This window comes from Bacilliculturomica massiliensis, assembly GCF_900605495.1.
In the GTDB taxonomy this organism is placed as follows: Bacteria; Bacillota; Clostridia; order Peptostreptococcales; family Anaerovoracaceae; genus Bacilliculturomica; species Bacilliculturomica massiliensis.
Genome location: NZ_LR027603.1, coordinates 81,140 through 102,248, shown reverse-complemented (window position 1 = coordinate 102,248; position 21,109 = coordinate 81,140). Strand labels below are relative to the sequence as shown.

Annotated in this window: 19 protein-coding genes and 1 pseudogene; 11 read left to right on the top strand and 9 right to left on the bottom strand. The window is 56.1% G+C overall.

Going from position 1 to position 21,109, the window contains the following annotated elements; genetic code table 11:
- The first annotated feature begins 5 nt into the window (after positions 1-5).
- The 11 genes and pseudogenes from E0E37_RS10160 (at position 6) to E0E37_RS10105 (ending at position 12,969) form a co-directional block, all read left to right on the top strand.
- Positions 6-1,784, top strand: a complete 1,779-nt coding sequence (locus E0E37_RS10160; protein ID WP_130862943.1) for a V-type ATP synthase subunit A — start codon at positions 6-8, stop codon at positions 1,782-1,784.
- A pseudogene (locus E0E37_RS10155) lies at positions 1,777-3,141 on the top strand (V-type ATP synthase subunit B); the annotation flags it as partial. The gene E0E37_RS10160 and the pseudogene E0E37_RS10155, both read left to right, overlap by 8 nt.
- 108 nt (positions 3,142-3,249) lie before the next feature.
- On the top strand, positions 3,250-3,954 hold the full coding sequence (locus tag E0E37_RS10150; RefSeq protein WP_130862941.1) for a V-type ATP synthase subunit D: 705 nt from the start codon (positions 3,250-3,252) through the stop codon (positions 3,952-3,954).
- A gap of 310 nt (positions 3,955-4,264) precedes the next feature.
- The gene (locus E0E37_RS10145; RefSeq protein ID WP_130862940.1) at positions 4,265-5,146 is read left to right on the top strand and encodes an S-layer homology domain-containing protein; all 882 of its coding nucleotides are present in this window, start codon (positions 4,265-4,267) and stop codon (positions 5,144-5,146) included.
- A 338-nt stretch (positions 5,147-5,484) separates the two neighbouring features.
- Positions 5,485-6,597, top strand: a complete 1,113-nt coding sequence (locus E0E37_RS10140) for a copper amine oxidase N-terminal domain-containing protein (RefSeq protein ID WP_130862939.1) — start codon at positions 5,485-5,487, stop codon at positions 6,595-6,597.
- Positions 6,598-6,865: 268 nt separating this feature from the next.
- Complete coding sequence (locus E0E37_RS10135; RefSeq protein WP_130862938.1) at positions 6,866-7,573, top strand: response regulator transcription factor; 708 nt, start codon at positions 6,866-6,868, stop codon at positions 7,571-7,573.
- Positions 7,566-8,987, top strand: a complete 1,422-nt coding sequence (locus E0E37_RS10130; protein ID WP_130862937.1) for a sensor histidine kinase — start codon at positions 7,566-7,568, stop codon at positions 8,985-8,987. Before E0E37_RS10135 ends, E0E37_RS10130 begins: the two co-directional genes overlap by 8 nt.
- 304 nt (positions 8,988-9,291) lie before the next feature.
- Positions 9,292-10,206, top strand: coding sequence for a polyphosphate polymerase domain-containing protein (locus E0E37_RS10125; protein ID WP_246019692.1), 915 nt, complete (start codon positions 9,292-9,294; stop codon positions 10,204-10,206).
- Complete coding sequence (locus E0E37_RS10115; RefSeq protein WP_246019691.1) at positions 10,199-10,843, top strand: DUF4956 domain-containing protein; 645 nt, start codon at positions 10,199-10,201, stop codon at positions 10,841-10,843. Before E0E37_RS10125 ends, E0E37_RS10115 begins: the two co-directional genes overlap by 8 nt.
- A gap of 2 nt (positions 10,844-10,845) precedes the next feature.
- Entirely contained in the window at positions 10,846-11,706 is an 861-nt protein-coding gene (locus E0E37_RS10110; protein ID WP_130862935.1) for a carbohydrate-binding domain-containing protein, read from the top strand.
- A 12-nt stretch (positions 11,707-11,718) separates the two neighbouring features.
- Positions 11,719-12,969, top strand: a complete 1,251-nt coding sequence (locus E0E37_RS10105; protein ID WP_130862934.1) for a carbohydrate-binding domain-containing protein — start codon at positions 11,719-11,721, stop codon at positions 12,967-12,969.
- A gap of 69 nt (positions 12,970-13,038) precedes the next feature.
- On the opposite strand, the gene E0E37_RS10100 is transcribed toward E0E37_RS10105, so the two are convergent.
- The 9 genes from E0E37_RS10100 to E0E37_RS10060 form a co-directional block, all read right to left on the bottom strand.
- On the bottom strand, positions 13,039-13,791 hold the full coding sequence (locus tag E0E37_RS10100; protein ID WP_246019690.1) for an amidohydrolase family protein: 753 nt from the start codon (positions 13,789-13,791) through the stop codon (positions 13,039-13,041).
- A gap of 21 nt (positions 13,792-13,812) precedes the next feature.
- Positions 13,813-14,385 carry an ECF transporter S component gene (locus E0E37_RS10095; RefSeq protein ID WP_130862933.1) on the bottom strand — a complete coding sequence of 191 codons (573 nt, stop codon included), beginning with the start codon at positions 14,383-14,385 and terminating at the stop codon, positions 13,813-13,815.
- Between the two features lie 379 nt (positions 14,386-14,764).
- Positions 14,765-16,066 carry a DUF4179 domain-containing protein gene (locus E0E37_RS10090; RefSeq protein WP_130862932.1) on the bottom strand — a complete coding sequence of 434 codons (1,302 nt, stop codon included), beginning with the start codon at positions 16,064-16,066 and terminating at the stop codon, positions 14,765-14,767.
- On the bottom strand, positions 16,063-16,617 hold the full coding sequence (locus tag E0E37_RS10085; protein ID WP_130862931.1) for an RNA polymerase sigma factor: 555 nt from the start codon (positions 16,615-16,617) through the stop codon (positions 16,063-16,065). Before E0E37_RS10085 ends, E0E37_RS10090 begins: the two co-directional genes overlap by 4 nt.
- Positions 16,618-16,914: 297 nt before the next feature.
- Positions 16,915-17,616, bottom strand: a complete 702-nt coding sequence (locus tag E0E37_RS10080; protein WP_130862930.1) for a hypothetical protein — start codon at positions 17,614-17,616, stop codon at positions 16,915-16,917.
- A complete protein-coding gene (locus E0E37_RS10075; protein WP_130862929.1) occupies positions 17,613-18,416 on the bottom strand; it encodes a permease prefix domain 1-containing protein in 804 nt (267 codons plus the stop codon). Before E0E37_RS10075 ends, E0E37_RS10080 begins: the two co-directional genes overlap by 4 nt.
- A 62-nt stretch (positions 18,417-18,478) precedes the next feature.
- On the bottom strand, positions 18,479-18,823 hold the full coding sequence (locus E0E37_RS10070; RefSeq protein WP_130862928.1) for a PadR family transcriptional regulator: 345 nt from the start codon (positions 18,821-18,823) through the stop codon (positions 18,479-18,481).
- A gap of 199 nt (positions 18,824-19,022) precedes the next feature.
- Positions 19,023-20,459 carry a DUF4179 domain-containing protein gene (locus E0E37_RS10065; RefSeq protein WP_130862927.1) on the bottom strand — a complete coding sequence of 479 codons (1,437 nt, stop codon included), beginning with the start codon at positions 20,457-20,459 and terminating at the stop codon, positions 19,023-19,025.
- 2 nt (positions 20,460-20,461) lie between these two features.
- Positions 20,462-20,977: an RNA polymerase sigma factor gene (locus E0E37_RS10060; RefSeq protein WP_130862926.1), complete on the bottom strand. Its 516-nt coding sequence runs from the start codon at positions 20,975-20,977 to the stop codon at positions 20,462-20,464.
- Positions 20,978-21,109: the final 132 nt, after the last annotated feature.

Sequence of the window (21,109 nt, the reverse complement as noted above, 5' to 3'; positions counted from 1 at the left end):
TATTAGTGAACGAAGGGAAAGTAGTAAAGGTATCCGGGCCTCTGGTCGTTGCGGAAGGCATGCAGGATGCGGATATGTTCGACGTGGTCCGCGTGGGCGAGCACGGCCTGATCGGCGAGATCATCGAGATGCGCGGCGACCGCGCTTCGATCCAGGTATATGAGGAGACCGCAGGTCTGGGACCGGGAGCGAAGGTCGTCTCCACAGGAGCGCCTCTTTCAGTGGAACTGGGCCCCGGAATGATCGAGAATATTTACGACGGCATTCAGCGTCCGCTGGAAGAGATGCTGAAAAAGGCCGGCCCGAACATTACCCGGGGAATCAACGTAGAACCGCTGACCCGGGATAAGAAATGGGACTTTGTGCCCGTGGCCGCCAAGGGCGACGAGATCGAGGCGGGCGATATTATCGGAACGGTCCAGGAGACCGTCAGCGTACTGCACAAGATCATGGTTCCCTACGGCATGAAGGGTATCGTCATGGAGATCAAGTCCGGAGAGTTTACCGTCGACGAGCCCGTGTGCATCATCAAAACTGACGACGGCAGCAAAAAAGAGATCACCATGTCCCAGAAGTGGCCTGTAAGACGCGGCCGTCCCTACAGAGAAAAGCTGGTGCCTGAAATGCCGCTGATCACAGGACAGCGGGTCATCGACACCATGTTCCCCATCGCCAAGGGCGGCGTGGCCGCCGTTCCGGGACCTTTCGGCTCCGGCAAGACCGTGGTCCAGCATCAGCTGGCCAAGTGGGCGGACGCGGATATCGTAGTCTACATCGGCTGCGGCGAGCGCGGAAACGAGATGACGGACGTACTGATGGAGTTCCCGGAGCTGGCGGACCCCAAGACAGGCGAGCCGCTGATGAAGCGGACCGTGCTCATCGCCAATACCTCAGATATGCCGGTGGCCGCCCGTGAGGCGTCCATCTATACAGGGATCACCATCGCAGAGTATTTCAGGGATATGGGTTATTCCGTAGCTCTGATGGCCGACTCCACTTCCCGGTGGGCGGAAGCGCTGCGTGAGATGTCCGGACGTCTGGAGGAAATGCCCGGCGAGGAAGGCTATCCGGCTTACCTGGCTTCCCGTCTGGCTCAGTTCTACGAGAGGGCGGGCCGCGTGATCAGCCTGGGCAAAGAGGGCAGAGAAGGGGCTCTTTCCGCCATCGGCGCCGTGTCTCCTCCGGGAGGCGACATCTCCGAACCTGTTTCGCAGGCTACGCTGCGTATCGTTAAGGTATTCTGGAGTCTGGACGCCAATCTGGCCTATGCAAGACATTTCCCGGCCATCAACTGGCTGAACAGCTACTCCCTCTATGTGGACCGTCTGTCCAAGTGGTTTGCGGAGAACGTGAACAAAGAGTTCCCCAGACTGCGCAGCGAGGCCATGAAGCTGCTGCAGGAAGAAGCGGAGCTGCAGGAGATCGTACAGCTGGTCGGCGTAGACGCGCTGTCTCCCCTGGATCAGCTGAAACTGGAGGCATGTAAATCCATCAGGGAGGACTATCTGCATCAGAACGCCTTCCACGAGGTGGACACCTACACCTCTCTGAGCAAGCAGTATATGCTGCTGAATCTGATCATGGATTTTTATTACCAGAGCAAGGACGCCATCGAGAAGGGCGGGGATTACGGCGCTTTGATCTCCATGCCGGTCCGCGAGTCTATCGGACGTTTCAAGTATGTGGAGGAAAAAGAGATCGAAGTTTATTATCAAGAGATCCTGGATGAGCTGACCCATGGCATTCAGGAGATCATCAGCAAGGGGGGAGAAGAGGATGATTAAGGAATATAAGAGCATATCTGAAGTCGCAGGCCCCCTGATGCTTGTTAAGAACGTGGATAACGTCACCTACGACGAGCTGGGCGAGATCGAGCTGCCCAGCGGCGAGGTGCGGCAGTGCAAAGTTCTTGAGATCAACGGAAGCAACGCGCTGGTACAGCTCTTTGAGAGCGCTGCGGGCATCAACCTGGCGGAGAGCAAGGTGCGCTTTCTTGGAAAGGGCATCGAGCTGGGCGTGTCGGAAGACATGCTGGGCCGCGTATTTGACGGACTGGGCCGACCCAAGGACGGCGGACCGGCCATCATCGCGGATAAATATATGGACGTCAACGGCCTGCCCATGAATCCGGCGGCCAGAGACTACCCGGCGGAGTTCATACAGACGGGCGTTTCCGCCATCGACGGACTGAATACGCTGGTAAGAGGCCAGAAGCTCCCGATCTTCTCCGGTTCCGGTCTGCCCCACGCCAATCTGGCGGCGCAGATCGCAAGACAGGCCAAGGTGCTGGGAAGCGACAGCAATTTCGCCGTAGTATTCGCCGCCATCGGTATCACCTATGAGGAAGCGGATTACTTCATTTCAGACTTTAAGCGGACGGGAGCCATCGACAGGACGGTGCTGTTCACCAATCTGGCCAACGATCCGGCCATCGAGCGTATTTCCACACCGCGTATCGCCTTGACGGCCGCCGAATACCTGGCCTTTGAAAAAGGCATGCACGTGCTGGTCATCCTGACCGATATTACCAACTACGCGGAGGCGCTGCGGGAGGTTTCCGCCGCCCGCAAAGAGGTTCCGGGGAGAAGAGGCTATCCGGGCTACCTGTATACCGACCTGGCCACCCTCTATGAGAGAGCGGGCAGAAAGAAGGGCTTCGACGGGTCCATCACCATGATCCCCATTCTGACCATGCCGGAGGATGACAAGACCCATCCCATCCCCGACCTGACAGGATACATTACGGAAGGGCAGATCATTCTCTCAAGAGAACTCTACAGAAAGAACGTGGCGCCGCCCATCGACGTGCTGCCGTCCCTGTCCCGTCTTAAGGATAAGGGGATCGGCAAGGGCAAGACGAGAGAGGACCACGCGGATACCATGAACCAGCTGTTCGCCTGCTATTCCAGAGGTAAACAGTGCAAGGAACTGATGGCGATCCTGGGAGAAGCTGCTCTGACGGATATCGACCTGCTCTATGCCAAATTTGCCGACGCCTTTGAGAACGAGTACGTTTCTCAGGGATATGAGACGAACCGCAGCATCGAGGAGACGCTGACCATCGGCTGGAAGCTGCTGTCCATCATGCCCAGAAGCGAGCTGAAACGTATCAGAGACGAGTATCTTGATAAATATCTGCCGGCCGGCACGGAGGACGACGGCGCTGATAAATCCAACGCCGGAGTTTCGCCGGGAGCTGTCCCGGGAGGCGCCGCGGTTGGACGCGGTTAGCGGAAGGGGTGAGCCGGAATGGCAAGAATGAATGTTAACCCCACCAGAATGGTAATGACCTCGCTGAAAAAAAAGCTGGCTACGGCTTCGCGGGGCCACAAGCTCATGAAGGATAAGCGGGATGAGCTGATGAAGCAGTTCCTGGAACTGGCGAAGAAGAACAAGGTCCTTCGGGAAGAGGTGGAACGGCGGCTGGGCGAGGTCTACAGCAATTTCACTATCGCCAGCGCCGTCATGTCGCCGCAGCTGATGGAGGAGGCCCTGATGTATCCCACCCAGAGCGTCGACCTCAGCGTGAGCACCAAAAATGTCATGAGCGTTGACGTTCCGGAATTTGAATTTTCCTCCGCCCAGGAGGGCGCGGACAACATCTATCCTTATGGCTTTGCCGGTACCTCCGGGGAGCTGGATAAAGCGATCGCCAGACTGTCGGAGGTCTTCCCCGTCATGCTGGAACTGGCGGCTATGGAAAAAGAAGCCAGTCTGCTGGCCCAGGAGATCGAGAAGACACGGCGCCGTGTAAACGCGCTGGAGTACATCATGATCCCCCAGCTGGAGGAGACCATCAAATATATCCGCATGAAGCTGGATGAGAACGAGCGTGGAAATCAGACGCGTCTCATGAAGGTGAAGGATATGATGCTGGCCGAGGCGATCCTGGAAAAACAGGCCGCCGACGAGGCCGCCATGGAAGAGTACGAGAGACAGCACCCTGCGGGCTAGAGGAAACCGCAGGCTGTAAAAGCCGAAGAGCGATACGATATACCCGGCAGCCGTCAGGCACGCCGGGTATGTTTTTTTATGCAGGAAATAAGCATATCTCCTGCGACGGAGTTTGCAATAGTTAAATACAGGGAATTAAGCCGCAATTATTATGGGAATATGCCCTGCATATTTAAATTTATGGGATTATACCGGATATTTTTCGCGTAGTTTTGTTTATTTCAGACAAAATTATTGAATCGATCCTTAAATTAGTTTATACTTAACACCAGTAATATTTTTATAGGAGTTGCAAGGAGGCAATCTGAAAATGAAACAGAAAAGTTTACAGAAAAGCATCGCATTTGTGCTGGTCTGCGTTATGGTTCTGAGTATGGGAATGTTCACCTCAGTGTTCGCTGCTGACGAGGATAAGACCCCTGCGGGTGCGGCAGATACCACGACTACGGAAGGCGCCATCACCACCAGCGGAAGCGCTGTGACCGGCGGAGCTGTTACCACTCCTGGAGGTACCACTACTCCCGCTGGCACCACCACACCCGCGGCCACCACGACGCCGGCCGCTACCACCACTCCGGCCGCTGGCACCACGACACCGGGATTTGTGTTTGACGCTGCCAAGGGCGTAAGCCAGTTTGAAGACGCCAAGGACAACCCGATGGCTACTTTCATCGACACTCTGATCAAGAAGGACATCATCAGAGGATATGAGGACGGAACTTACAAGCCTGACAATCAGGTGACCACCGCTGAGCTGCTGTCTCTGCTGCTGAAGGCTGCGGGCGAGACTTCCGTAACTCCGGAAAACGCCACAGGCACCTGGGGCGAGCAGGTCGTGCAGAAGGCTTATGACCTGAAGCTGGTAACGGAAGAAGAGCTGGCAAAGGCTGAGGGAGACAAGGCTGTGAGCAGAGGAAACATGAGCCTGCTGCTGGTCCGCGTATCCGAAGTTCTGCTGAAGGAAGAGAAAGTCACCGTTGAGAAGCCGGAAGATTATATCGCCGACTACGCTGCGATTCCCGCAGATCTGCAGGAGTATGTAGCGCAGGCTTACATGAAGGGCTTCGTAACCGGAAACAACAGCGCTGAGTTCAATGCTCAGGACAACGCTACCCGCGCAGAGGCTGCAGTGATCGTGAGCCGCGTTCTGGATAAGACTCTGAGAGCGACTCCGAAGGCCATCGAGAAATAAGGATCAAGGTACATGGACCTGACCTCCCATTGAGGAAGGTTCAAATGAACTGAAAAACAGACCCATCATAAAGTGAAGGCCCTGAGAAGCAGGCATCCTGTTTCTCAGGGTTTTTCCGTCTTTTGGGATGCGCTTATTCCTCTGTCATCAGGCCCCCGGAAACAACAGTGGGACCCGGACCGGAGCGGGAGGTAGACAGGAAGGCGTTTAAGTTAATTTTTTTCCGGTAATTGCGGAACCTTTTTTGTTTGGGGCCGTCTAATCATTAGTCGAGCTTTTCGGAAGAAGAGAATAGGCTTTAAAAAAGCAGATAGTATAGAACGTTAAGGAGGATCACTATGAAATTGAAAAAAGTGGCAGCGGCGGGCCTTTCCGCCGTCATGATTTTGACAGGGAGCATCACGGCGATGGCGGCGGACACACCGGCCGGCGGCCCAGAGGCTGGGCCGGTTTCCGGGACGGAGACCCCGGCGGGGGATACGGCTGTCATGCCGGATCCGGGGTACTACCTGTATAACGTAAGTTCGAAAGCGGTCATAAAGGAGATCAACCTCAGCGACGGAAAAGAGACGGACGGCGCGGACGCCGGAGAAGGCGCTGCGGAGATCGGAGCGGCCGAGTCTTCCCATATCCTGATCGAGACTGTGGAAGCTACTCCCCAGGCCATCCGCCTGAATCTGAGCGACAGCACCGTCGTCATGGATACGCAGACGGGACTTCCCGTGAACAGATCAGAGCTGAAGGTGGGTCAGGAGATATACGCTTACTACAGCGCGGCGATGACGCGGAGCCTGCCCCCTCAGTCCCACGCTGAGGCGATCCTTGTAAATCTGGACGAAAAGAGCCTGCCGGCACATCTGCTCACCGTGGAAAAAAGCAGCGAGCTGGACGGCACCGTAAGCCTGCTGGCGGAAAACGGCACGATCATCGTGAGAGTGGCCGCAGACACGCCGGTCTCCCCGCTCTACACAAAGAACATTGTCAGGAACACGGATATCCATATGGGAACCAGGATCTTCGCGTGGTACGATATCGTAGCTCTCTCCATGCCGGGTCAGGCCAACGCGCAGAAGGTAGTGGTCCTCCCCAGTGAAGACCGCGACGTGACTATCGTCAGCGAGGGCGACATCGCTGTTGGGAGCGGCAAAGTGGAAAACGGAGTGGTCATGGTACCTCTGCGGCTGACTGCCGAGAAACTGGGATTCACGGTTACCTGGGACGGAGCCACCGAATCCGTGAAACTGACCAACAATGAAGTGCAGACTACTGTAAAGCTGGGCGAGGACAGCTATTATATGTCCAGCGCCAAGGCCATCGGCATGTCCAAGCCCACCGCTCTGGGCGCTGCGGCCTACGAGGTGAACGGCGTGAGCTGGGCTCCTGCCGAACTGTTCAATCTTTTGCTGACCGACGGAAGCGTACGGCTGATCGGGGACACGCTTTATCTGTGATCGATAATACTGTTCAGTGGATAGATGCGAAAAATTGCCGATCGTCAATGTACGATGAATTTGAGATCTGCTCATTTTGAAGTGCCCGAATTAAATTGCCCCGAGGCAGAGCCGGACTGTGTGAATGCATCCCACAGTCCGGCTCTGTTGTTTTTGCCGCTGACACTGATCCGTGATTTTTAGGTAGAATTAAGGTAAAATAGATATAATACAGATCAGGGAACGGCGCAATGTGAGACGGCTTGGGTCTGGGAGGACGGAGGAGACAATGAGACTATTGCTTGCAGAGGATGAGAAGGAGCTGTCCAATGCTCTGACCGCCATATTGAAACACAACAATTACTCCGTGGATGCGGTGTATAACGGCGCGGACGCGCTGGACTGGGCGCTGTCGGGCCAGTACGACGGCATGATCCTGGACATTATGATGCCCCGGAAAAATGGGCTGGAAGTGCTTCAGGAGCTCCGGGCGCGGGGAAACGGCACGCCGGTGCTCATGCTGACGGCAAAGGCGGAGGTGGAGGATCGTATCTCGGGACTGGACCTGGGAGCCGACGATTATCTGCCCAAGCCTTTCGCCATGGGCGAGCTGCTGGCCCGGCTGCGGGCTATGACGAGACGGAAGGCGGAGTTTGCGCCCAACCGTCTGGTCTTTGGAAAAATCCAGCTGGATCGGGCTTCCTTCGAGCTTTCCGCCGTGAACGCGGCGGCGGACGGGTCCGATCAGGCTCACCTGACATTTCGTCTGGCAAATAAGGAGTTTCAGGTTCTCGAAATGCTGATGAGCAATCCCGATCGCCTGATCTCCACCGAGCAGTTTATGGAACGGATATGGGGCTTTGACGCAGAGGCGGAGATCAATGTGGTCTGGGTCTATATCTCTAATCTGAGAAAGAAGCTGGCCGCGCTGGATCCCCGCGTGACCATACGGGCTTCCCGAGGGGCCGGATACATGTTGGAGAAAGCAGATGATTAGGAAGCTTCAGAGAAAATTCATAGCGATCACAATGGTCTCTCTTTTGCTGGTAATGGCCGTTGTTCTGGGAGCTGTAAATCTGGCTAATGTTTATCACATGAATCAGCGGGCGGATGGGCTCTTGATGATGCTGGCGGAAAACGACGGTTCATTCCCCGATCAGCAGGGGCGGCGGGGCGACAGATCGGCGGCGGAAGAAAAGCCGGCGGCCGGAGATCCGGCTGCACCCGGCGCCGCCGTGACGCCGGAGGGCGGGACTGCGCCCGGAGACGGGGCGGGATCCGGGAATGAGACGGGATCCGGGGATAAAGCGGCGCCCGGAACTACAGAGGCGTCCGGGGGCGCGAGGCCGGCCGCGCAGTCCGGACAACAGCCCCGCAGGTCAAAGCCGGAGGGACTGAAGTTCAACGAGGAGACCCCCTTTGAGACCCGTTACTTCACAGTCAGAACAGATCTGACTCAGGCAGTCACGGAGGTAAATATCAGCCATATCGCTGCCGTCACCGCCTCCGAGGCGCGCCAGTACGCCAGAGAAGCGCTGAAAAGCGGGCGGACCCAGGGCTATCGGGACAGCTATCGCTATCTGGTGACTACGGGAAAGGACAGCCTGCTTCTGATCTTTGTAGACTGCAGTACGCAGATCGAGACAGCGATGACCTTTTTCCGAAACTCCTGCGCCATCGCGGTGACGTGTCTGGCAGTGGTCCTGATCCTGGTATCGGTGCTCTCAAAGCGGGCCATCCGGCCGGTGATCGAAAACATGGAGAAGCAGAAACGCTTCATAACCGACGCGGGTCATGAGATCAAAACGCCGCTGGCGATCATATCGGCTAATAACGATGTGATAGAAATGACCTGCGGGAAAAGCGAATGGACCGCCAGCATTCACAATCAGGTGGAGCGTCTCAGCGAACTGGTAAAATATCTCCTCACGCTGTCCCGTATGGAGGAAGACCAGCCGGGACTGACCTTTTCCGATGTGGATCTCAGCGATCTGGTACAGGAAAACGCCTGGGCCTTCCTGCCTCTGGCTGAGCAAAGGGGCGTGGAACTTGAGATAAACATACAGCCGGATATTACCGTGCGGGGCGACGAGACCGGACTTTCCCATCTGGTCACGATCCTGACAGACAACGCGGTGAAATACTGCAGCCCGGGAGGAAGCATCCTGATCACGCTGTCAAAGCGGGGAAAAGGATGCTGCCTGGAGGTCACAAATACATGCGGCCATATACCCGGGGATCTGTCCAGGCTCTTTGACCGGTTCTACCGGGCAGATGAATCGCGTTCGCGGGACAGCGGCGGTTACGGCATCGGTCTTTCGGTGGCTCAGGCTGTAGCCCGCGCCCACGGCGGCAGGATCAGCGCCGCAAGGAGAGAAGGGGAACGCATCTGTTTTGCAGTGGAATTGTAAAACAGGGTCATGACCTGAATAAAGGCGGCAGGCCGGCGGAGCGGTACAGCTCCGCCGGTTTTTATACCATAGGAAATATCGTCTGCAGATATTTCCGTATGTTTCAAAAAAGTTCACCTTGTGAAGGTGAGCCCGCAGAGCGAATCATGTTTCCAAAGGAAACTTTTTTATTTGAGCAGAAGGCTTTTTAAGTAAACTTTAAGCTTCCTTTTAAGTGTGTTTTAGGTTGACTGGCTATAATGAAAACATCGGGCGCCGCGGGACGCGGCGAAGCGGTAAAACTACAGCGAAGGAGGGGAGAACTGTGAAGGAATATCAGAGCGTTTTCAAGCGGGTGGAGAAGAAATATCTGCTTAGCGAGGCGCAGTACATGGCCTTGCGGCAGCTCCTGGAAGATCATATGAAAGCGGATCGGTACGCCAACAATACGATCTGCAATATTTACTATGACACGCCGGACGGACGGCTGATCCGCGCATCTCTGGAGAAGCCGGTGTATAAAGAGAAACTGAGAATGCGCAGTTATGGGACGCCGGATCAGAAGAGCGTGGTCTTTATCGAGCTGAAGAAAAAGTTTGACGGAGTGGTGTATAAACGCCGGGCGGATCTGCCCCTGTGGGAGGCACGGAATTATCTGCGGGGAACCGGCCGTCCGGAAGGAGCCGGCGGAAAGGAACAGATCCTGCGGGAGATCGACTGGTTTATGCAGTTTTACGGCAATATACGGCCGGCTATGTTTTTGGCCTATGACCGCAGCGCATTCTGCGGAAAGGAGAACGCAGAGCTGCGGCTCACCTTTGACAGCCGCATACGCTACCGGACGGAAGCGCTGGATCTCACAGCCGGAGTGTGGGGCAAGGATCTTTTAGAACCGGGACAGCGTCTCATGGAAGTCAAGCTGGAAGGGGCCATGCCCTTATGGCTTTCGGAAGCCCTGGCCGGTCTGTCGATCTACCCGGCGTCTTTTTCCAAGTATGGGAAAGCGTATTTGAAAGAACTGGAACGCCGAAACGTCACAGACGGCGAAAGGCAGACCGCTGATGAAAAGCGAACGGGCCCAGAAGAGAAGACTGCCGTGGAAAAACGAACGGCAGTTGAAGAGCAGACCACCGATGAAAGACGAACAGCTGGCAAAAAACAAGTGTCCGGCGAAAACGGGGCGGCCGGCGGTCTGCAGAACGGAGAAAGAAAAACAGGAGGAGGAAGGATCTGTGCTTAGCGAAATCAGCAGCTATCTGATCAATACCGGCGCGTCTCTGGTTCTGGGCGCGGCGGGGGCGTTGATCTACATGCATCGGAATACGTACAATAAAAGTTTTGTCATTACGCTGGCGCTGCTGCCCGCGATGGTGCAGACGGTCATTATGATGGTCAACGGAAACCTGGGCGCCGGCGTGGCGGTCATGGGAGCGTTCAGCCTGGTGCGTTTTCGCTCAGTGGCCGGGTCGGCCAAAGAGATCAGCAGTATTTTTCTGGCCATGGCAGTGGGGCTGGCCACAGGGATGGGGTGTCTGGCGGTGGCGGCGGTGTTTACGGCAGTCATGGGTCTTGCGACTGTACTTTTGAATCTGTCGAAGTTCGGGGAGCCGAAACAGACTGTCAGGCATCTGCTCATCACCATACCGGAGGGACTGGATTACACTGATGTTTTTGACGACCTGTTTTCCCGATATCTGCGCAAGTGGGAACTGCTGAAAGTCAAAACCACAAATATGGGAAGTCTGTTTAAATTGGAGTATCAGGTGGTGCTGAAGGACTGCAGCAGGGAAAAAGCCATGATAGACGAGCTGCGCTGCAGAAACGGCAATCTGGAGATCGTGTGCGGCCGTATGGCAGCCGGAAAGGAAGAATTATAGAGATGATAGGTGAAAGATTAAGCAGAAAAAAGCAGAGACAGCTGATCTGTCTGTGGACCGCCGTCCTGCTGGCGGTGGCGTGCGTACTGGCGGCAGGATGCGGAACGCAGGCGTCTGCGGCGGAAATCGACTTCAGTTTCAGCGACAGAGATCAGGACCCGTCTTATGACGGAGAGACCGCCACGAAGATCCTGTTGTCCGACGGCGGTACGGAGATATCGGGAGCGGGGGCTGCCGTCAGTGGGAACACAGTGACGATCTCTGAGGAAGGGACCTATCTGGTCTCCGGAAGTCTCAGCGACGGACAGATCATAGTGGACGCGGACGGGGAAACAAAGCTGCAGATCGTACTGAACGGCGCGTCTGTTCACTGTGAGTCAAACGCGGCGCTCTACATTAAGAAAGCGGATAAGGTATTTCTCACACTGGCGCCGGACAGCGAGAATTCGCTGTCCGACGGAGAGACCCGCGCTTTTGCAGAGGATGAGGATAACAAGGTAGACGGGGTCATATTCAGCAAAGCGGATCTTACGATCAACGGCAGCGGCGGGCTGACTGTCACGGGCAGCTATAAGCACGGCGTGGTCTCCAAGGACGATCTGACGGTCACAGGCGGCGAGATCACAGTGACCGCAAAGGGACAGGGACTTTACGGAAAAGACTGCGTAAAGATCAGAGACGGCGTTTTCGTACTCAATACCGGCGGGGATGGGATCCAGTCCGATAATTCAGAGGATGAGCTTCGGGGCTTCGTCTATCTGTACGGCGGCACCTTTCAGATCACCGCGGAGGAAGGAGACGGCGTTCAGGCGGAGACCGTACTGCGGGGCGGCGGCGGGGGAAAGACGAGACCCGGCTCTTGAACACAACTAGAGGTGTATAAAAAAAAGAAAGCTATCTGGTGGCTAGCGCAGGACCGCGTCAGCGGCGTGGGCTTTGAGGGCGGCCGGCCCGGCGGCAGTTCGGCGGCAGCATTCCGTGGGACTCCGGCGCTTTCCGGCGCGGCTGTAGGTATGGCCGGAAACGCGCCGGGCCAGAGAGGCGCAGCGCCGGATGGAGGATCGCTGGAGTCGACCTCGGGACAGGGGATAGGAAATCCGCCGGCGCGGAACTTGCCGGACGGACCGGCAGAGGGCGCCGGCGGCGTACCGCTGCCGCAGAATATCAGCGGCGGGGCTCTGCAGACACAGGAAGATACAGCCAGCACCAAAGGTCTGAAGGCGGGAAGTCAGCTCCTGATCTACGGCGGCACATTTTCCCTTGACACCCTTGATGACGCCCTCCACAGCAACGGGGGGCTGGCCGTCTCAGGAGGAGAGATCACAGCTGCTACCGGAGACGACGGCGCTCACGCCGACGGCGATCTGACTGTAAGCGGAGGAACGCTGACCATATCGAAAAGCTATGAGGGCCTTGAGGGAAAAACGATCGTGATCAGCGGCGGCGTGGTGGACGTGACTTCCAGTGACGACGGTCTCAACGCCACCGATGGAAGCGGCGGATCTTCTGCGGGCGGAAGACCGGGCCCTGGAGGCGGCGATCAGGCTCAGGATGGGGTCTATATTCTGATCAGCGGCGGCACTGTGTCGGTTGACGCATCCGGCGACGGAATCGACTCCAACGGGGATCTGACCATCACCGGCGGTACGGTCACAGTCAACGGACCGGCGGGAAACGGCGACGGGACGCTGGATTATAACGGGACCGCCGTCATATCCGGAGGCGTGTTTATGGGAGCGGGCAGCAGCGGTATGGCCCAGGGCTTTTCCGACAGTTCAGCTCAGTGCTCCATACTCTGGGTCCTCTCCGAGAAAGCGGAAGCCGGAACCGAGATCCTGCTGTCGGATGAAAGCGGCGCGAAGATCGCAGGCTGGACAGCGGAGAAACAGTTTGACTGTGTACAGTTCAGCTCGTCGGATCTGACAGCGGGAAAGACTTATCAACTGACGGTGAACGGCGCCACGGAAGAGATCACGCTGGATTCCGCAGCTGCGTCTAACGCCCCTGCGGGCGGCAGGGGCGGAATGGGTGGAATGGGTCAGCCCGGCGGAGACTTCGGCGGCCAGGGCGGCGGCCGCGGCGGGAGAGGCAGTCAGACAGATGACCGGACTGCCGGAGAAAATTGAAAAAAGGCATAGATGCAGAAAAAGAAAAAGCATGCCCGCTCCCGGAAGGAGGGCATGCTTTTTCAACGATCACAGCTTCAGCAGTTTTTTTACATTATTGTAGAACACATCTTCCAGCTGCCCGTCTGTCAGTCCGCTGACCAGAGTTCGCTGCAGTTCGACTGTGGGATGATGGAAGGGGGCGTCGATCCCGAACATAATACGGTCCGGTCCTACGGTATCGTAGCCTTCTTTTATTTTATTGTGCATGGGCATTCCGGAAGTTTCCAGATAGAGATTGGGATATTTTTTCGCCATGTCGATGGCGGATTGAATGTACATGCCGTTTCCGTGTCCCATGTGGATCATGACCATCCGCACGTCAGGGTACATTTCTGCCAGCTGAGCCACGCTCCAGGGGAGAGAGAAGGGAGGATGACCGGTGTGGATCATCAGCGGAATATCCAGTTCACGAGCCAGCCTGGCCACTGGGAAAACGCATTCGTCATTAGGCAGGTAGGCCTGGGACAGCGGATGCAGCTTCACCGCCCTGAAGCCGTGATCTTCCACGGCGCTGCGGATCTGATCCAGCGCTTTTGCGCCGTCCCAGGGGTTGACCCAGACGGCGCCCACAAACCGCTGCGGATATTTGTCCACGGCGGCGATGCTCTCGTCTGCCGGGAAGGTGGAAATAACAGCTTTTTCAAAATTGTATTCGTCCATCTGTGCGATCAGTTCCTCTGCAGTCATGCGGACGCCGGCCCATCCTCCAAAATTTCCGATATGACTGTGGGCGTCGATCTTTTTAAATTTTTTCATTCGTTCCAGCATTGTGTCAGACATAGTGGTAATTCCTTTCTTTCATTAACGCGCGGCCGCCTGCCCGCAGGCTTCCGCCTCCGATGCCGTATTGTTTCTGTCGGTGGTATAGCGGAAACGGCTGCGAAGGGAGGTCTTCTGCAGGGCCTCTGAGAGGACAAAGGCCAGGACGATTCCCGTGGCAGTCTGAAAAGTCAGACCCGGCAGCGACGCCAATCCCGCGGCGGTGCCATAGAAGATGATGCGGGCTGCAGTGTAGCCGGCGGCCTGGCAGATGCCGCCGCTGACCGCCGCCAGCGCCCAGAGGGGACGGCCTTTCAGACCGAATATATGATTGCGGATCATAGCGCCCATGACCAGCGCCATGACCGACTTGGAGATCAGGGTGGGCAGCACCCAGATAGCGTATCCGCCGATCAGATCGGCCAGAGCGGCCCCGACGCCGCCGGCCAGAGCGCCCCGGCGGCCCCCCAGCATGAGCACGGCCAGAAAGATCATACAATCTCCCAGATGCGAGTATCCGAAAGCCGAGGGAAATTTAAAAATGGAAACGCCGAGAAACACCAGGGCGGTGAAAAGTGCGGTCTCACAGAGCTCCGCGATTTTGTTCTGTCTCATGATCTATGTACCTCCATTCGCAGCCGGCCTGCAGCTGAGGGCGCTGCCGCAGCAGCTGAACTTCGTTCCGGCTGATTCTCATGTTCTTATCATAGCACGAGTATGTACTTGTAAAAATATACGGAAATATTTATTTTTAAAATAACAGTTTAAAAATATTGTGGATTATTTTATGGTTACAGTGAGAATTTTAGAAGGGACCAGTACAGTTTGAAACGTAAATCAGAAGACACTGAAAAAAGGGGGGAAAGGGAATAAGCTGTGAAAAGAAAAACAGATCCGGTTCCCGCAGCCTGTGCGAAAGATCCGGATCTGTATCCTGTAGATTTGAGGAAGGTCAGTTATTGAAATGTTGGACTGTAATTGACTCGCTGTCGAATCAGTTGACAGGGATCTCCACTCCGCCGTAGGAGATGGAAGCGATGTCCGCCGGGTCGATGATCTCCTGGAAACGGCTGTTGACGGTGAGCGTATTTCCTGTGATGCTGGTGCCGGTGCCTCCCGTGGCGACAACGGTACCGTCTTTCAGCGTTACCCTGAGCTCCTGATCGGTGGTCCCGTATACGCCGTTTTCTGCACCCTGGCTTTCTCCCCCTGCCGGTTCTAAAGAGATCATGGCGTCATCCGCCGGCTGCAGCGCGGCGGATCCATCGCCGCTGTTGTCTGTGCCGTAGATCTCAGGGGGCTGGCTGTCGTACACCGCGATGGATTTCCCCTTGATGGTCATGGATACGGAGATGGGGGAATAACGCACCTGGGTGATCTTGCAGTCGCCGCCGTAGAGACTGATGTTCGCGTCAGGTTTGATGGCGGCCGATACATCCCTGTAATTCAGAGGAAAGTCGATCTCCCAGTTTCCGCTGGCGACCAGTTTGTTGACGTCGTATTCGTCTCCCGGAGTTCCCGGCTCTGTTCTGGGCGGCAGCGCGTCTATGAGCGCCATTTCTTCCTGGTTTTTTGGCACCATCAGGTCAGAGAAGCGGAAACGCATGGTAGAACCGGAGAGATTTCGCTCCGTATCATAACACAGCATCATGGTCAGTTTATTGTCCGCCGGATCATCGTCCGGAAGGAGCTCAAAGTAATAGCCTGCGCCTCCTCGCGGATTGTCCGGCAGGTCCACAAAGGCGGTGGAAAAGCTGTAATAATCCTGATCTAATGTGGTCCCTTCCGGAGCGATCAGATCGAAGAGGACGTTGACGGTATTGCCGTCGCCCACGGCCTCCCGGACGTCCAGCGTCCAGCCGTTGTCTGTTGTCTGTCTGTCGATCACTGCGCTCAGATTGCCCAGCATTTCCTGCTGTTCCTGATTTTTGGCGCCAAAGAAGTCAAAGAAGTTTTTGTCCAGGGCGATGGCTGCGAAAGAGACGGTGGCCATGGCCAGGACGAGTACGCAGGCTGCGGCCAAGGTCCACATTTTGCGCCGATGGGATCCTGCGCTTCCTGGGCCGCCCTCTCTGCCGGACCTGCCCGCCGTTTTGGATGAAGCGTCTGCCGCCGGCGAGCCGGTATGGGTCCGGGCGGTTTGGACGCCGTGGGAGGCCGCGTCCGCCAGGCCGGCTTTCGCCAGAGTTTTTTCCAGAATGCGCGTCTTTTCCTCCGCGCTGAGGGGGTTGTCGGGTATCATGGTCCCGCTGTCTTTCCACTCATAGTGATCCATTATATCTTCCAGTTTCTTCATATGATGATTCCCCTTTCGATCAAGGCGTTCTTCAGTGTCTTTTTTCCCCTGTAAAGTTTGTTTTCAACGGTTTTGGGCTGGAGCGAGAGACGTTCCGCGATGGCGGAGACCCGTTCTCCCAGGTAATACCGCAGGATGAAGATCTGGCGGTCCGGTTCGCCTAGCCCGTCGATGCTTTCCTGAAGGATCCTGCGGTTCGCGTCGCCGGCCATCTGATCCGCAAAGTCGATATTCACCTCCAGATCGTTTTCCTCGATGGGAAGCAGATCTCCCGCCTTCTCGTTTTTTCTCCTGTAATCCAGCGCCGTGTGCCGGGCAATACCAAATAGATAGCTCTTCAGGGGCGTTCCGCTCTCCCCGTCGTAGCGGTCGATATTCTGCCACAGGCGGACGAAGGCGTCGGAGACGCACTCTTCCACATCCTGTTCCCGACCTCCGCCGATGATTTTTGCGGCGATCCATTTGACCTGGCCGCCGTACAGGTCGATTGCTTTGGAGAGCCCCTCGGAGGGGGCGTTTCTCAAAAGCAGTATTAATTGCTTATCATTCATAGGTCTACCTCTTTTACTGATGCGTTTTTCTAAAGTGGCCGGACCGCCTTGCCGGTTTTCTCTCTGTGCGGAACGGGAGGGAAGGATGGGATCCCGTCCTCCGTATTGCTCTGTGCCGGGCTGCGGTTCATCGGCTTGTAAGGCCTTTACACTTATACATTCGCAGCAGAAAGCCGTTTCACTCAGTTTTTTGCAATATTTTTGTGCAGGAAATATTGCAGCTGCCGTTATCAGTATAGCACAGAAAAGAAAAGCGCGCCGTTTTGCAGGCGCGCCCGGAAGTCAGAGAGATCTATACTATGAGGAGGAATCCGGCGGCGGGATGGTGACGCCGGTCTGGGGACTGTATTCATAGAGAAGGGTTTGGTCGGAACTGAGACCGCGGAGCCATCGGTAATACATCACTGCGGAGGAGTCCGGCGGCTGAATGAAACAGAAAAGAAAGAAAACGCCGTTGTCAGAAGGCAGGGCCGCTGCGGCCGCCGCGTCGCCGGGAAGCAAAACCCGGCGCTGCAAAGACTGTGCAGATGATCCGCCATCCGGATCCGGGAGATCCAGCCGCAGGACATGGCCGTCGCCGTAATTTAGTTCCAGGAGCGTGACGGAGGGATCGTTCACATAGCCGTAAACGATGACCCGGCGTCCGGCCCCGGCACTTGACAGCCCATCGGAAAGTACATGGGACGAGTACTGGGGATCCAGAGCCTGTGAGAGATCCCGCCGATGGCCCAGGTATTGGTTGCCGATGGTCCACAGCACAGGGAGATAATACCGTTTGATCTCCGTGAGGGAGATATAGTTTTCAAAGGAGCCGAAGAAATATTGCGCGCTGCCAGCGTCGCCCACACAGACGATCTCTGAGGGACCGTAATGGCTGCTGCGTTCTGACACGCGAAAGGCAGATTCGGGGACGAAAAAGAAGCCGGAGACTGTGTAGATCAGCAGAGTGCATCCGGCGGTCAGCGCCAGGTTTCGGATCAGGGCCTTTTTTCTGTTCATGAGGCGTCACCTCCCGGTAAGTTTGTCCCTGAGATCGGACCTGTGCCCGATCCGGGCGGAAGCAGGGGAATCTCTATGTGAAATTGCCGATGGTAGCGGTCGTAGTCGATATACAGCGTTTCCGCCCCTTTGGGAAAGCCGTCCAGTTCTGTGCTGCAGCGACTGAGTGGCCCGGCGGACGAGTAACCTCCGGAAAACAGGTATTCCCGGCCTGACTGGTCGGTAAAGCGGCAGTCTGACAGGGTAAAGCCCCATCCGCTGAAATGGAGACGCTTTTCATAGTTGTCCCAGAGAATGTGCAGCGTACCCGTATCGGCGTTTCGGTCGGTCTGTGTAAAGACGACTTTGCGGAGGATGATGACCCTGTCGTCGATCTGCACGCGTTCCTCCATTTTTTGTGAGTAGACGATCTGATCCCGTGGAATGTTATCGGCGCTGTTTATAAAGGGAGACAGCATCATATGCCCCAGAGGAAGTATGGTCAGGACCACCGCCAGAAAAACACAAATGGAAGCGGCCCATCCGCTGATCCGCCAGATCCAGCCCAGCAGAGGGCTGTGTTCTCTGTTCAGCGCTTCGCCCAGCTCCCTGGCGTCGCCCATGCAGGATACGGCCAGGATCTCCGCTTCCCCATCTTTCACGCCCTCTTCCATATAATTGTCTTTGCGGTCCTCAATATGGTCCAAAAGCTCCTGGCGGATGACCGCGTGGTCGTAACGGAATCTGACGCAGGAAAGGACCTGCGACAAAAACTGATCGGAGGGAGATGAAGAGGCGCTGTTTTTTTCAGTAGGGTTCATTGCATCAGACCTGCCTTCCTTGGTATCGTTTTGGGGATGGAAGCGGCGAAATGCGCCGAGGATCACACGAGTCCGCAGGCTTCGCCGCGGATGACCTTATTGACAGATCGGGAAAAGATATCCCACTGTCTTCTTTCCTCAGCCAGCTGTTCCTGGCCCTTTCCGGTAATGCGGTAATATCTGCGCTGCTTCCCCGAATCAGCGGTGTGCATGTAGGATGTGACATATCCGCTGTTTTCCATCCGATGCAGCACCGGATACAGGGATCCTTCCTTGAATTCAAAGGTGCTGTCGGAGCGCTGTTCCAGCAGGCGGATGATCTCATAGCCATAACAGTCTTTTTCTTTCAGAAGTGACAGAACCATGAGCACGGTGCTCCCACCGATCAATCCTTTGTCGAGCTGCATGCGTATTCGCCTCCTTTGCTTAGATGGTCTAAGTATGTTGCTTCTTTTATTTTACTAAGATAACCTAGGTATGTCAAGTGCTGTTGTAGCCATCGCTTTGTTGCGAACAAATGAAAAGCCGGCGGGGGAAGAAACGGTCTCGCGCTTCTTCCCCCGCCGGCGGTTAGATCGATACCCCTTTGAAAATTTACCGCTGCGGCTATTTCATCTCAATCGTTGCAGCCTGGTCTTCCAGCAGCCGGATCTCCTGGCAGTAATAGCTCAGTCCGCCGATGCGCTGCTGAATACGTTCGAGTTCGCCGGCCTCTGCATCCAGCCGGATGACGCAGGTCACGGTGCCCTTCGTCCGGTCGTAATGGTATTCGGCGTAGGAAGAGCAGCCCAGCGCTTCACCGTTTTTGTCGGTCAGTTCAAATTGGAATGTCAGATCCGCGGCGCCGTAGGGCGTGCCGACTACGGTGACGACGCCGTCCCGGATATCCAGAGAGTCGATGTGCACTCCGCCCAGATTCGTGGTTTCCATGAGGGCGCCCACGGCCTCCTGCACAGGGATAATACGGCTGCCTGCGGCGGAATCTCCGCTGGTATCCACGTCTCCGGTCCTCTCGTCCTTTGGAGGAGCGGCCTCGTAGGGTACCAGCGTGAGACTTTTCATGTCTGTGCTGCCGCCAAGGAATTCAAAGCTGTTGGAGATCGCAAACAGGAAGTTGCTCTGCAGCGAATCGTTGAGTACCGGCAGATAGTTTCCCTGATCATCCCGCAGTACAAAACTGCAGAATGGAACGCTTCCGGTCCGTTCTCTCAGGACCAGCTGCCCGCCGAAAGGCGAGACGCTGACGCGGCTGACAGTAAAACGATGGGATGTGCCGCCCGCGTTGACGGTCATCTTTCTGTCCGGTTCCACTGTGAGCGTTTCCGCGGCCACAGCGCTCTTGTCGATCCCCACGGCAATGTGCCAATCTCCGGTTTTGTCCAGCATTTCGGAGGTATAAAGCTCCAGCTGGAAGGTGTCGGGAAGGGCGTTCATCACGGCGAAGCGCTGCATCCCTTTCAGCGTGTAAGCGTCTTCCAGCCGGCCCTCTGTCTCGATCTGGGCAGCAGGATCGATGTAGGTCCCGTCCGCTTTAAACCAGAAGGCAGGCGCGGTCCAGGCTGCCCGCCAGCTCTCCGGCGTACCGTCGTCTCCGCGGAGAACGATGGGGGCGTCGCTTTGAACGGTATAAAAAACATTGATGTAATTGTCGCTGACAGCAATATCGTCCAGAGTCAGTTTAATGCCCTGATCCTCTGTGGAGGCGCCCACGGCGGCGCTGAACCGTTCAAAGGCCGCCTGCTGGGACAGGTAGCGGAATTCGCTGGGCGCGGCGAAGTAGGAAACCGCGTTTCGCGCCATGGGAAACAGCGTGGGAGCCGCCGCGGCGGTTATAGTGCCGATCACAGCCACAGCCGCGGCGGCTGTCAGCAGCCGCCGGATCCTGCGGGACGGTCTGCGGGTCTGCTCCGGAAGGCTCTGGAGCCGGGCCTGGATCCGCGCTTCGAAGCCCGGGGGAGGCGGGGCGGTCTCCCTCTGCGCCAGAAGGCGCAGGCGGCTGTCAAATTCATCATCCGTCATATTCTTAAATTTTTCTCTTTCCATTTTTATTCTCCTTTGTCGTCCAACATCGCTCTGAGCTGTCTGCGCGCTCTGGAAAGCCGGGATTTTACGGTTCCTTCCGGCAGGCGGAGAGCGGAGGCGATATCTTTCAGGCTGAGATCTTCATAATAGAACAGAAGGGTGACGATGCGGAATTCTTCCTCCAGTTGATCGACGGCTTCCCGCAGATCGGCTGCGGAAGGTCCGCCGTCGGCGTATGATGCCGAACCGGGCAGACCGCCTGCGGAAAAGCCTGCTTGTTCGGCCTGGGCCGCATCTTCCATACAGATGACCTTGCTCCGGCGCTTTGCCGCCGCGTAGGCCTCGTTGATCAGTATGCGGAAGATCCAGGGTCTGAAGCTGCTTTCATCCTTCAGTGTATGGAGCTTTGCATAGCTTTTCAATATGGTCTCTCCAACAGCGTCTTCTGCGTCGGCGTCATTTTTCAGAATGCTTTTCGCCAGGCGGAACAGACTGAGCTGATATTCATTTATGAGGGTGCAAAACTGCGTTTTCGTCATTTGCTATCCATTTCCATTCGTTTGATTTTGTCCGGACATATATAAGATAACAGAACAGGGAAAAAGGTTCCCGAAAATCAAGAAAAACCAGCATGTTTTTTCTTGACATTTCTACTACTTTGCAATACCATA

Excerpts from the sequence above, each read along its gene's own strand:
- E0E37_RS10150 (WP_130862941.1), top strand. The coding sequence starts at position 3,250 with ATGGCAAGAATGAATGTTAACCCCACCAGAATGGTAATGACCTCGCTG.
- E0E37_RS10145 (WP_130862940.1), top strand. The coding sequence starts at position 4,265 with ATGAAACAGAAAAGTTTACAGAAAAGCATCGCATTTGTGCTGGTCTGC.
- E0E37_RS10140 (WP_130862939.1), top strand. The coding sequence starts at position 5,485 with ATGAAATTGAAAAAAGTGGCAGCGGCGGGCCTTTCCGCCGTCATGATT.
- E0E37_RS10135 (WP_130862938.1), top strand. The coding sequence starts at position 6,866 with ATGAGACTATTGCTTGCAGAGGATGAGAAGGAGCTGTCCAATGCTCTG.
- E0E37_RS10130 (WP_130862937.1), top strand. The coding sequence starts at position 7,566 with ATGATTAGGAAGCTTCAGAGAAAATTCATAGCGATCACAATGGTCTCT.
- E0E37_RS10110 (WP_130862935.1), top strand. The coding sequence starts at position 10,846 with ATGATAGGTGAAAGATTAAGCAGAAAAAAGCAGAGACAGCTGATCTGT.
- E0E37_RS10100 (WP_246019690.1), bottom strand. The coding sequence starts at position 13,791 with ATGTCTGACACAATGCTGGAACGAATGAAAAAATTTAAAAAGATCGAC.
- E0E37_RS10095 (WP_130862933.1), bottom strand. The coding sequence starts at position 14,385 with ATGAGACAGAACAAAATCGCGGAGCTCTGTGAGACCGCACTTTTCACC.
- E0E37_RS10090 (WP_130862932.1), bottom strand. The coding sequence starts at position 16,066 with ATGAAGAAACTGGAAGATATAATGGATCACTATGAGTGGAAAGACAGC.
- E0E37_RS10085 (WP_130862931.1), bottom strand. The coding sequence starts at position 16,617 with ATGAATGATAAGCAATTAATACTGCTTTTGAGAAACGCCCCCTCCGAG.
- E0E37_RS10080 (WP_130862930.1), bottom strand. The coding sequence starts at position 17,616 with ATGAACAGAAAAAAGGCCCTGATCCGAAACCTGGCGCTGACCGCCGGA.
- E0E37_RS10075 (WP_130862929.1), bottom strand. The coding sequence starts at position 18,416 with ATGAACCCTACTGAAAAAAACAGCGCCTCTTCATCTCCCTCCGATCAG.
- E0E37_RS10070 (WP_130862928.1), bottom strand. The coding sequence starts at position 18,823 with ATGCAGCTCGACAAAGGATTGATCGGTGGGAGCACCGTGCTCATGGTT.
- E0E37_RS10065 (WP_130862927.1), bottom strand. The coding sequence starts at position 20,459 with ATGGAAAGAGAAAAATTTAAGAATATGACGGATGATGAATTTGACAGC.
- E0E37_RS10060 (WP_130862926.1), bottom strand. The coding sequence starts at position 20,977 with ATGACGAAAACGCAGTTTTGCACCCTCATAAATGAATATCAGCTCAGT.